Origin of the sequence: Escherichia sp. E14S1, assembly GCF_004211995.1 — a bacterium.
Lineage (GTDB): Bacteria > Pseudomonadota > Gammaproteobacteria > Enterobacterales > Enterobacteriaceae > Escherichia.
Window position 1 is genome coordinate 1 of sequence record NZ_RHJQ01000035.1, and the last position, 11,212, is coordinate 11,212.

The window sequence follows — 11,212 nt, forward strand, 5'->3', positions numbered from 1 at the left end:
AAAGGCGTTTTGTGGAGTCCCAGTTATTTTGCCAGTAGCTGCGGAGGTGCGCCAATATCCGTCATCCGCCAATACATTGAACAACAGCAAACACCTGGTTAGGTGAAAAACCGCACCTTATATCCCCGCCCTGATTGAACTGCCCCCATAAACCTGGACAGTGATAATTAGTCCGCGATGTGGCCTGAGTCCGGTATTCTACCGGACTCAGGCCCTTTAACTTCTCTTTTACAAACGAGAGGGAGACAACGGTACTCAATACGCCCTTTAGCCAAAATCTGTCTTTTTCTTGATTACCGCTATTTTTTCGTTAAGGCGCATTCTTTATGCTGTATCGATACACCAAAGGTAAGTTAAACAGGGAGTGACGGATGCCAGTGCTACAGTGGGGAATGTTATGTGTTCTGTCACTTCTCCTTTCTATTGGCTTCCTCGCTTTACATCTCCCGGCGGCACTCCTGCTTGGACCGATGATCGCCGGGATCATCTTCAGTATGCGCGGGGTTACCCTGCAACTCCCCCGCTCCGCTTTTCTCGCCGCGCAGGCCATTCTTGGCTGTATGATTGCGCAAAACCTGACCGGTTCGATCCTGACCACGCTGGCGGTTAACTGGCCGATTGTGTTAGCTATTTTACTGGTGACGTTGCTTTCCAGTGCTATCGTGGGATGGTTACTGGTGCGCTATAGCTCACTGCCCGGAAATACAGGTGCCTGGGGCTCCTCGCCTGGTGGTGCGGCGGCAATGGTCGCGATGGCGCAGGATTACGGCGCAGATATCCGCCTGGTGGCGTTTATGCAGTATCTGCGGGTACTGTTTGTCGCGGGGGCCGCTGTTCTGGTCACCCGAATGATGCTGGGCGATAACGCTGAAGCGGTTAACCAGCAGATAGTATGGTTTCCGCCAGTGAGCATTCATCTCCTGTTCACCATCCTGCTCGCGGTCATTGCGGGTACGGCGGGATGCCTGTTGCGTATACCTTCCGGCACGATGCTTATCCCGATGCTGGCAGGTGCGGTGCTCCAGTCTGGTGAGTTCATCACGATTGAGTTACCGGAATGGCTGCTGGCGATAGCTTATATGGCGATTGGCTGGCGAATTGGTCTGGGCTTCGATAAACAAATCTTACTGCGGGCATTGCGTCCGCTGCCGCAAATCCTGCTGTCGATATTTGCTCTGCTCGCCATCTGCGCCGCGATGGCGTGGGGGCTGACCTGGTTTATGCATATTGATTTTATGACTGCCTACCTCGCCACCAGCCCCGGCGGACTAGATACGGTGGCGGTCATCGCCGCAGGGAGCAATGCCGATATGGCGCTTATTATGGCGATGCAAACCCTGCGCCTGTTCAGTATTTTGCTGACGGGGCCTGCCATTGCGCGGTTTATTTCAACCTATGCGCCGAAGCGAACGGCCTAGTGCTGGCAACCAGGACACCAGTAAAACGGGCGCGATGACAGCGTGGTTTTCTCAATGGTGCCGCCACAGCGTTCGCACGGTTCGCCATCACGATGAAAAACCTTAAAACGGAACAGCGCGCCGTGATGTTTATTTTCATCCACCTGCCCCCGCGTAGCGTAAGAAAGTCGCGGAATATCCAGTAACGCGTGTGCGAGCGCATCCAGTTGCGCCGCGTTGAGATCTTTCGCTTTATGATTTCCGGTCAACCCAACCTGCCAGAGGATCTCCACGCGCAGATAATTGCCAAGCCCTGCCAGAAACGCCTGGTCAAGCAGTAACCCGGCAAACTGACGGTTACGAAAGCGCGGCGACAATAACCGTTCTTTCACCACATCCGGCGTCAGATTCGGGTCGAGCACATCGGGGCCAACGCGTTGTAAGAACGGATGCGTCGTCAGTTGTTCCGGCGTTAACATTTCAATATCAGAGGCGCTATAAAGCAGAATGGTTTTGTCGGCTGTTTGCAGCTTTACCCGCAACACCCGCGTGGTCTGCGGCTCTTCGCCAGTATCAACCACGCGCCAGACACCATAGAGTTGGTTATGGCTATAGAGCGTTAAGCCATCCGAAAAATGGGTCAGCAACGCTTTTCCGCGCGTTTCCACATAAGTGACATGCTGACCAATAAGTTGTGATTGATAAGGTTTTAACTGCGGGAAGGCAAACCAGACATCGGTCAGTGGTTTGCCTTTGATCGCCGCCTCCAGGTTATCCGCTGCACGGCGGATCTCCGGACCTTCAGGCATGGTGATATCCTTTTTACATTCTTTGTTCAGAGGGATTATGCTGCGACAACAATCCCCTTTTCAGCAAATGCAGATCGTAGCCGGCGGGCGAACGCCAGTGCGTGTTCTCCGTCGCCATGCAGGCAGACCGTTTGCGCCGCGACCGTTGCCCATTCGCCGGTGATACTTTTGACTCTGCCGTGTTGCACCATCTCCAGCGTTTGCGCCAGCGCCTGTTCTTCGTTTTCAATCAACGCGCCTGGTTGGCTTCGCGGCACCAGCGAACCGTCGGCTTGATAGCCGCGATCGGCAAACACTTCCTCGCGCGTTACCAGCCCATATCGTTCGCCTGCACGAATCAGCTCGCTTCCTGCCAGTCCAACGAGAATCAATGCCGGATCGCAGGCGTAAACGGCTCTGGCGATGGCGTCTGCCAGTTGTGCGTCTTTCGCTGCCTGGTTGTATAACATGCCGTGCGGTTTGACATGACGCATTACGCCACCTTCCGCCCGGGCAATCGCTGCCAGCGCGCCAATTTGATACAGCGTCTGGGCGTAAACGGTTTCTGGCGGCAGCTGCATGGCGCTGCGACCAAAATTTTCTCTGTCGGGAAAGCTCGGATGAGCGCCAATAACCACACCATTTTTTATTGCTTCTCGCACGCTTACCAGCATGGTTTGTGCATCGCCTGCATGAAATCCACAGGCAATATTGGCCGACGAAACTAGCGTTAAAAGTTCCGCATCGCTGGAACTTCCTTCGCCCAGATCGGCGTTAAGGTCAATTTTCATTGTGCAGCCGCCACGCTAATTGTTCGAAATAACGTTGCTGATCTTGCCGCGCTTTCAGCGCCTCTTCCAGTGAACACTGGACAAAATGAATCGGCTGACCGAGCGGAATTTGCGCCAGATGGTACATATCAGCCTCAATGATGCAGGCAATGCGCGGGTAACCGCCGGTAGTTTGCGCGTCGTTCATCAACACAATGGGCTGCCCGTTATGCGGCACCTGCACCACGCCTGGCAACAAACCGTGAGATAACAGTTCGCGATCGGTGGTGCGTTTTAAAATTTGCCCCTGTAAGCGATAGCCCATGCGGTTACTTTGCGGGCTAAGCTGCCAGGGCGAACGCCAGAATGCATCCTGCGAGGCGCGATCAAACTCATGATATTCCGGCCCCGGTAAGGCGCGAATCCGGTTACCCCACAGCAACTGTTTAACGCCCTGCGCTTCCATAAAATCACGCTTCGCTTTGCCAATGGGGAGTCGGTCACCATCCTTCAGTAAACGCCCTTCCAGCCCGCCAATCCCCACCTTGAGATCGGTGCTGCATGACCCCATCACTGGCGGCACATCAATACCGCCCGCCACCGCCAGATAGCTACGTACACCATGTTGTGGACGTTTAAGCATTAAACGCTGGCCTGCTTTCATCGGCAAGCGCCAGCCAGTCCAGACAGCATTATCATCCAGCCGCGCCTCGCAACCTGCGCCAGTCAGGGCAAACCAACCATCGCTTTCAAACTCAACCGTTAACTGACCGAGCGTGATCTCCAGCGCGGGCGCGTTGGCATCATTACCCACCAGCAGGTTAGCAATGCGTAGCGCTGGCATATCCAGTGCGCCGCAGTGGCTGATACCCGACTGGCGAAAACCGTGACGGCCGCCATCCTGCACGGTGGTATACATGCCCGCACGAATGATTTTCAGCATACTCCCTCCTTCTGCGGTACAAAGCGCACGCTATCTCCCGGACGCAATAAGATAGGTTCGTCACGCGTCGGGTCAAACAGACTGAGCGAAGTATGACCTATCAACTGCCAGCCGCCCGGCGTTGCCAGTGGATAAACACCGGTCTGCGGCCCGCCAATCCCGACAGAACCTGCCGGAACGAGCAAGCGCGGTTCAGCGCGCCGTGGCGTGTGTAGTTGTTCCGGCAAACTCCCGAGATACGGGAATCCCGGTTGAAAACCTAAAAACCAGACCACGTATTCCACGGAGGAGTGCAGTTCAACGACCTGTTTTTCGCTCAACCCACAATGCGCAGCGACCACCGCCAAATCCGGCCCGCCTGCGCCACCGTAAACCACCGGAATTTCGATAAAGCGAGACTCCGGTTCCAGCGCCTCGCTCTCTTCCCACCAGCGTTGCAAACGCTCTATGGCGTCCAGCGCCAGCGTTTCAGGGTTACGCAAAATCACCGTGATATTGTTCATGCCGGGAATAGCTTCAACGACATTCGGCATATCCACCAGACGCTGGGCCAGCCGCCAGATCCGTTTCTGGCTGGCCAGCGTCACCGGCGGCTCCAGTTCCAGCACTACCGCCGTTTCACCTATCAGATAACAACGCGCTCGTTGCACTTTCGATCCCTCTGATTATTCGTTATGCAGGATTAGGAATATCAATAAAGGTCACATCAAGATCGGTATTTTCATTCAACCACTCGCTCAACGCGCGAATACCGCCGCGTTCGGTAGCATGGTGACCCGCAGCATAAAAATGCAATCCCTGCTCGCGGGCTGAATGAATGGTCTGTTCAGAAACTTCGCCCGTAATAAAAGCATCCACGCCAAAACGCGCGGCACTATCAATAAAACTTTGCCCACCACCGGTGCACCAGGCGACGCGCTGTACTACCTCCGGGCCGTTGTCGCCACACCACAACGGCTTGCGTCCCAGACGCGCTTCAATCCATGAGGCCAGTTCCAGCCCCGGTACCGGCATGGTCAGTTCGCCCCACGGCACCAACGGCTCAATTTCGCCCATGATCGTGATCCCCAGTAACGACGCCAGTTGCGCGTTATTGCCCAGCTCAGGATGTGCGTCCAACGGCAGATGCCAACCGTACAGGTTGATATCATTCGCCAACAATGTTTTTAAGCGGTTACGCTTCATACCGCGAATTACTGGCGATTCCCCTTTCCAGAAATAACCATGATGCACAATGACCGCATCAGCGCCCAGGCGTACCGCTTCATCGAGTAGCGCCTGGCTGGCGGTGACACCGGTAACAATTTTTTGCACCGTCTCTTTGCCTTCCACCTGCAAACCATTCGGCGCATAATCACTTATCGCCGCGCTGTTCAATTTCTCGTTAATCAGTTGTTCCAGTTCGGTGTTTTTCATCATTGCGCCTTCCATATTCTGATAGCTACTCCGTTAACATAGCGTTCCCTCGCCTGTTCGTCGATAGCCAATCTTTCGACATATTAAGAAACAAACCCATCGCCAAAAGGCGCAAATTGTTTATCTCATAAATGCATAGTTCATGTATATTTATGCAATCAGACAGCATATTGCATAAATAATCAGATCTGTATCAGAGTTTTAACTTTAAGGAAACACACGCACGCCGCGCAACTATTACGTGGTGTCGCATCCAACCGCGGAATTACTATGAATAAACACGCATCACAGCCGCGCGCTATCTACTACGTTGTCGCGCTGCAAATCTGGGAATATTTTAGCTTTTACGGCATGCGTGCCTTGCTGATTCTCTATCTCACCAATCAACTGAAATACAACGACACCCACGCTTACGCGTTATTTAGCGCCTACTGTTCGCTGGTGTATGTCACGCCGATCCTCGGCGGTTTCCTGGCGGACAAAGTGCTCGGCAACCGCATGGCAGTAATGATAGGGGCATTGTTGATGGCAGTCGGGCATGTGGTACTGGGCGCCAGCGAAATCCACCCGACATTCCTCTATCTGTCGCTGGCGATTATTGTCTGCGGCTATGGTCTGTTTAAATCCAACGTCAGTTGCCTGCTTGGTGAACTGTATGAACCGACCGATCCACGTCGCGATGGCGGTTTCTCGCTGATGTATGCGGCGGGTAACGTGGGATCGATTATTGCCCCTATCGCCTGTGGTTACGCCCAGGAAGAGTACAGTTGGGCGATGGGCTTTGGCCTGGCGGCGGTTGGCATGATCGCGGGTCTGGTCATTTTCTTATGTGGCAATCGTCATTTCACACATACCCGCGGCGTTAACAAAAAAGTACTGCGTGCGACAAACTTTCTCCTGCCGAACTGGGGATGGCTGCTGGTTCTGCTGGTCGCAACGCCTGCGCTGATTACTGTACTGTTCTGGAAAGAGTGGTCGGTATACGCCTTAATTGTCGCCACTATCATTGGTCTGGCGGTACTGGCGAAAATTTATCGCAAAGCAGAAAACCAGAAACAGCGTAAGGAGCTGGGGCTGATTGTGACGCTCACCTTCTTCAGCATGTTGTTCTGGGCCTTCGCACAACAGGGCGGCAGCTCGATTAGCCTTTATATCGACCGCTTCGTTAATCGCGATATTTTCGGTTATAGCGTTCCGACCGCCATGTTCCAGTCGATTAATGCTTTTGCTGTGATGTCGTGCGGTGTGGTGCTTGCCTGGGTGGTAAAAGAGAGCGTTGCGGGTAATCGTACCGTGCGCATCTGGGGGAAATTTGCTCTTGGCCTCGGCCTGATGAGCGCCGGGTTCTGTATTCTTAGCTTAAGCGCCCGCTGGTCTGCAATGTATGGCCACTCTTCCCTGCCGCTGATGGTGCTTGGTCTGGCAGTGATGGGGTTTGCCGAACTGTTTATCGATCCGGTTGCTATGTCGCAAATTACGCGTATTGAAATCCCCGGCGTGACCGGCGTATTAACCGGCATTTACATGCTGCTTTCCGGTGCGATTGCTAACTATCTGGCGGGCGTCATTGCCGATCAGACATCGCAAGCATCGTTTGATGCTTCCGGGGCGCTCAATTACTCCATCAATGCATATATAGAAGTGTTTGATCAAATCACCTGGGGTGCGCTGGCGTGTGTAGGGCTGGTGCTGATGATTTGGCTGTATCAGGCGCTTAAGTTCAGAAACCGCGCGCTGGCACTGGAGTCTTAATACGCCAACACCGATGCCTGATGCGACGCTTAACGCGTCTTATCAGGCCTGGATGGCCCATTGAATTTGCACTATTTGCCAGGCCGGATAAGGCGTTCATGCCGCATCCGGCATCTGGGCACGAGTCTGTTATTTCCCCTTCCTCGCCGCCTCATACGCTGCCAGCGTTCGCAGCCTCGCCTCTTTGTGATCGACAATCGGCTGTGGATAATCCAGCTTCACGCCCGCTTTCTGCGCCCACTTCCACGGCTCATGCACCGCTTTCCCTGGCACATCGCGCAACTCCGGTAGCCACTGGCGGATAAACTCGCCTTCGCGGTCAAATTTCTCGCCCTGGGTTGTCGGGTTGAAAATACGAAAATACGGCGCAGCATCTGTCCCCGTTGAAGCCGCCCACTGCCAGCCACCGTTATTGGCTGCCAAATCGCCATCTATCAGTTGCGACATGAAATACCGCTCACCTTCCCGCCAGTCGATCAACAAATCTTTCACCAGAAAGCTGGCTGTGATCATCCGCAGGCGATTATGCATCCAGCCAGTGCTGTTAAGCTGACGCATAGCAGCATCGACAATCGGGTATCCCGTTTTGCCTTCCTGCCAGGCCTTTAAATGCGCGGGATTACTCTGCCACTGCACACGATCCGTCCAGGCAATAAACGGACGATGTTTACACAGCGAAGGATAATACGTCATCAAATGGCGGTAGAACTCGCGCCATATCAGCTCATTAAGCCAGACGTTACCCGGTCCGCCTTCCAGCGCCTGCGGCTGTTCCGCCAACAGGCGATGTAAACACTGGCGAGGCGATAACCCACCCGTTGCCAGGCTGGCGGACAAACGACTGGTGCCTTCTACTGCCGGAAAATCTCGTTGTTGCTCATATTCTCCGGCACCGTTCTGGCAAAACTGGCGTAATTGCGCAATCGCCGCTTTTTCTTCCACCGGGAAATGCGCGGTATCGAAAGACTGACGAGGGTAATTCAGCGTAATGGATGGCGCGGGCTCTATCGATCCGCTACTACGAACTTTTGGTGCACCGACGCACTCCGGCATCCCTTCCCGCAACTGTTTCAGCCAGGCGTTTTTAAACGGCGTAAAGACTTTGTACATCTCATGATTGCCAGTCATCACCGCCCCCGGCGGCAGGATCACGCTGTCATCAAATCCTTCACACACCACGTTACGTAGCGCTCTCTCAACCTGCACATCCCGCGCCCGCTCATGCACTTCATACTGATAGTTATAAAACAGGTGGGTAACATGATTTTCCGCGCACACCTGTTTAACTGTTTCGACGCTGGCGACAAAGTCATCCACTTCACGGAACAATAAAGGAATACCTTTTTCCGCCAGCGCTATTCGTAGCCCATTCAGTTGAGCATTGATAAGTTCAGCCTGACGCGGCGACATGTTATGCGTCGCCCACTGGCGTGGTGTGGCGATATACAACGCCAGCACGCGTGCAGACGAATTGCGGCAGGCGGCTGCCAGCGCGAGATTATCGTGCAAACGTAAATCCTGGCGAAACCAGACCAGATGGATGGTCATAAAACTCCTGCATGGCGCAAGTTAATCACACGCGGCCAAAGTTCGAAATAACGCTGCCCTGAAAGCCAGGCGTTAGGATAAAGCGCCATATAGTGTTTGATACGCATCAGCGGCGCAAGAAGAGGCTGCTCGCCACGGCGATAACTGTCGATAAGCGCCGCCAGCTGCTGGCGTTCTGTGGAATCAAGATGCGGGCGAAAATAACCCTGAACGTGCATCAAAACGTTGGTGTGATCGCGCGGGTTGGCGGGGTGAGAAAGCAAAACAATTACGCGTTGGCGGTACTGGTTGTAAAAATCGTCCAGATTTTGCCACTGATGAATATCAGCCACGAATGGGCCAAGTTTGCGGTACTCCGGTTGGGAATGAGCCAGAAATACGAGCTTATAGCTGCTGTGATAATCGAGAAGCGCTCCGCGCGTTAAGCCATGTTCTTTCAGTCGATGTAAGTCATGAAGCGCGAAGATACGGATTAGAGTGCTGTCATCAAATCGTTGCTGATTCATTACTGCTCCTGAACGGTTTACAGGAGTAAGTGTAGACGTTGGGAAATGAAATTTTTGAAGCTAATCCTGTTGTAGCAGGGCAAGATTACGAAAGCCCGCTCCCCGCAAGGACTGACGCCAGGTAGTTTCTGTCCATAGCTGCCCTTTCCATTCAAACGTGAAATCAATAAGTTCATCAGGGACATCGCAAACAATGTGAAGACGGATTTCTTCTCTGCCGTGACTCTTTTCACTAATTGCGTAACTGTCATGCTCTGGATTATTTAATTCTTTCAGTGGAAATTTTTCCTCAAAGGCTTTATTAAGCCGCCCCTGATTTCCTTTTACAGCGAATAAATAATCACCTCCCTGTTTTTGTATCTTCTCTGCAATATCTTTCTGGCAACCCATAGCATCAGTCTTAATAATTTTTCTTTTAATATACAACATGTTAAGAAGTTCAGGGATAGCTGTAATCTCATTAGATTTCTCATCCGTCTTGATCTGTCCGATGACCAGACTGTGCATTGTTGAGAACGCACTAATGACATGAATCGCTCCCTTGCGGCGACTCTTGTCATAAGAATGCCGGAGCGTTTTTCCATCAATTGCAATGACGTTTTTATCATTTGAGGAATGGCAGTCACGCATCCGGTTAATAAAGCACTCATGAAATTTTGCAGGACTGATACAGGATACAACTCTGGCAATAGTATCGTGAACAGGAATACCATTTTCAAAATCACCATATTGTTTTAAAAAATCGAGATGTGTTTCCCCAAAATCCTCTTTATCTTCCCAACCTTCTGCACCAGAAATAACGGCACAAATAGTCAACAGTAGAATATCAGACAATTTATGTTCCACTTTCCAGGCTTGTCTGTAATCGGGAATAATATAAATATGTTCCATCAATTTTTAAGTTCCATTTTGTTCTCCTTAATTATGTAAGGAATATTTGATCATGTATAAGCAATAAAAAACAGTTTTAGGTAATAAGGAATATCTCAATTATTGAACATAAAATGCGAATTATTTAGTACAAAAAGTGTACTTCTGATGATCTTTCCCTGGACGAGATGCTGGAACTGCGGGAGGAACTTTATCAGGTTAAACAGGTGGTTAAGGGGATGCGTAATGGGATGTTTAGTGTGCTGAATGAGAGTTAAATAATAAAACGGGAAGGCTACATGCCTTCCCGTTTTATATTAATCACCCGGCTTCTCCCAACATTTTATCTTTTCTATTTCTCTCTCAATATCATCCATATCATCATCTCCAAGATCGGTATTAAAATTTTCAGTAATAACCCTTCTTATTTCAGCCAATCGATGTGTAATATTTTTATCATCAATAAATTTAGTGGTTTCTTTAAAATAAGAATTCAACAATTTATCATCAATAACGTTCTGTTCTATACCATTGAAATAATACCTTGCAATATTCTTAAGTGATATCAATATGTACTCTACCTCACTTAGAATATAAAGGGCATCCTTCCCGGGAATATTAATTACATCATTGTTTTTATTCATATTATTTACGCCGAGTTATTTTTGCATTATCAGAAAGAATAATATCACCTTTCGCAGTCAATTCATCTATATGGTATCGAGGGTTTGTTACCCACTCTAATTGCTCGTTAGGTACATCCGTTTCCACATAATCTCTACCTTTCCCACGACCTATTTGATATTTCGCCTCTATGTCTACTTGACTGAGTGGTTTTTTATTCGCAGGTTCCAAATATACACGACCGTTATCATGCGCCTTAATTATCCCACTTTCAGCAATCGCATTTGAACCTTTACGATTAGTATAATGCCGCACACGAGTAGTTCCATTACAGAGCTCTTTTTTTAATCCGAGTGGATCAATATATTTCAACGGATTAGGCGCATAAGCATAGAGGTTTAAACCGCCCCTTAAGCCTATCGGATCCGTAACTATGAACCGCCCGACATCCGGATCATAGTACCTGTGCAGATTGTAGTGCAGCCCCGTTTCCCTGTCGAGGTACTGTCCCTGGTAACGCAGGTTCTGTTCCACCCTGCCGTGGTCCTTCTCCTGTATCGTGTTACCCCAGACCTGATACCCCGTCTCCCACACGATT

At 51.0% G+C, this 11,212-nt stretch carries 12 protein-coding genes and 2 pseudogenes; 4 read left to right on the forward strand and 10 right to left on the reverse strand.

All coding sequences use genetic code 11. The annotated features are described in order from the left end of the window. Both D9734_RS22630 and D9734_RS22640 read left to right on the forward strand, forming a co-directional pair. On the forward strand, nucleotides 1-102 hold a 102-nt coding region (locus D9734_RS22630), incomplete at its 5' end, for a transposase (protein ID WP_205712835.1). A gap of 269 nt (nucleotides 103-371) precedes the next feature. Beyond that, the gene (locus D9734_RS22640; RefSeq protein ID WP_130210748.1) at nucleotides 372-1,418 is read left to right on the forward strand and encodes an AbrB family transcriptional regulator; all 1,047 of its coding nucleotides are present in this window, start codon (nucleotides 372-374) and stop codon (nucleotides 1,416-1,418) included. Here D9734_RS22640 and nei read toward each other — a convergent pair. From nei to ybgI, 5 genes are read right to left on the reverse strand one after another with little or no spacing between them, the layout of a single operon-like run. Further along, entirely contained in the window at nucleotides 1,415-2,206 is a 792-nt protein-coding gene (gene nei, locus D9734_RS22645) for an endonuclease VIII (protein WP_130210750.1), read from the reverse strand. The genes D9734_RS22640 and nei overlap by 4 nt on opposite strands. 35 nt (nucleotides 2,207-2,241) lie before the next feature. Next, nucleotides 2,242-2,976, reverse strand: coding sequence for a 5-oxoprolinase subunit PxpA (gene pxpA / locus D9734_RS22650; RefSeq protein ID WP_130210752.1), 735 nt, complete (start codon nucleotides 2,974-2,976; stop codon nucleotides 2,242-2,244). Then, nucleotides 2,966-3,898, reverse strand: a complete 933-nt coding sequence (pxpC, locus tag D9734_RS22655; RefSeq protein ID WP_130210754.1) for a 5-oxoprolinase subunit PxpC — start codon at nucleotides 3,896-3,898, stop codon at nucleotides 2,966-2,968. Before pxpC ends, pxpA begins: the two co-directional genes overlap by 11 nt. Further along, nucleotides 3,892-4,548 (reverse strand): 5-oxoprolinase subunit PxpB, encoded by a 657-nt coding sequence (gene pxpB, locus D9734_RS22660; RefSeq protein WP_130210756.1) that lies wholly within the window; start codon nucleotides 4,546-4,548, stop codon nucleotides 3,892-3,894. Before pxpB ends, pxpC begins: the two co-directional genes overlap by 7 nt. Before the next feature lie 22 nt (nucleotides 4,549-4,570). Next, entirely contained in the window at nucleotides 4,571-5,314 is a 744-nt protein-coding gene (gene ybgI / locus D9734_RS22665; RefSeq protein ID WP_130210766.1) for a radiation resistance protein YbgI, read from the reverse strand. 270 nt (nucleotides 5,315-5,584) lie between these two features. Here ybgI and dtpD point away from each other — a divergent pair, with 270 nt between their 5' ends. Beyond that, nucleotides 5,585-7,066, forward strand: coding sequence for a dipeptide permease DtpD (gene dtpD, locus D9734_RS22670; protein WP_130210758.1), 1,482 nt, complete (start codon nucleotides 5,585-5,587; stop codon nucleotides 7,064-7,066). Nucleotides 7,067-7,195: 129 nt separating this feature from the next. Here the strand turns inward: dtpD and phrB are convergent, their stop codons facing one another. The 3 genes and pseudogenes from phrB to D9734_RS22685 form a co-directional block, all read right to left on the reverse strand. Then, nucleotides 7,196-8,614, reverse strand: a complete 1,419-nt coding sequence (phrB, locus tag D9734_RS22675; RefSeq protein WP_130210760.1) for a deoxyribodipyrimidine photo-lyase — start codon at nucleotides 8,612-8,614, stop codon at nucleotides 7,196-7,198. After that, entirely contained in the window at nucleotides 8,611-9,120 is a 510-nt protein-coding gene (locus D9734_RS22680; protein WP_130210762.1) for a YbgA family protein, read from the reverse strand. The genes phrB and D9734_RS22680 overlap by 4 nt, the downstream gene beginning before the upstream one ends. 141 nt (nucleotides 9,121-9,261) lie before the next feature. Continuing rightward, nucleotides 9,262-10,011 (reverse strand): annotated as a pseudogene (locus D9734_RS22685) (ISAs1 family transposase); the annotation flags it as partial. Between the two features lie 161 nt (nucleotides 10,012-10,172). Here D9734_RS22685 and D9734_RS23675 point away from each other — a divergent pair. After that, nucleotides 10,173-10,268, forward strand: a pseudogene (locus tag D9734_RS23675) (toxin SymE, type I toxin-antitoxin system family protein); the annotation flags it as partial. Nucleotides 10,269-10,307: 39 nt separating this feature from the next. On the opposite strand, the gene D9734_RS22695 reads toward D9734_RS23675, so the two are convergent. Together D9734_RS22695 and D9734_RS22700 are read right to left on the reverse strand one after the other, a co-directional pair. Then, on the reverse strand, nucleotides 10,308-10,634 hold the full coding sequence (locus D9734_RS22695) for a hypothetical protein (RefSeq protein WP_001039055.1): 327 nt from the start codon (nucleotides 10,632-10,634) through the stop codon (nucleotides 10,308-10,310). Between the two features lies 1 nt (nucleotide 10,635). After that, the coding region (locus D9734_RS22700; RefSeq protein WP_130210764.1) for an RHS repeat-associated core domain-containing protein at nucleotides 10,636-11,212 on the reverse strand (577 nt) is incomplete at its 5' end.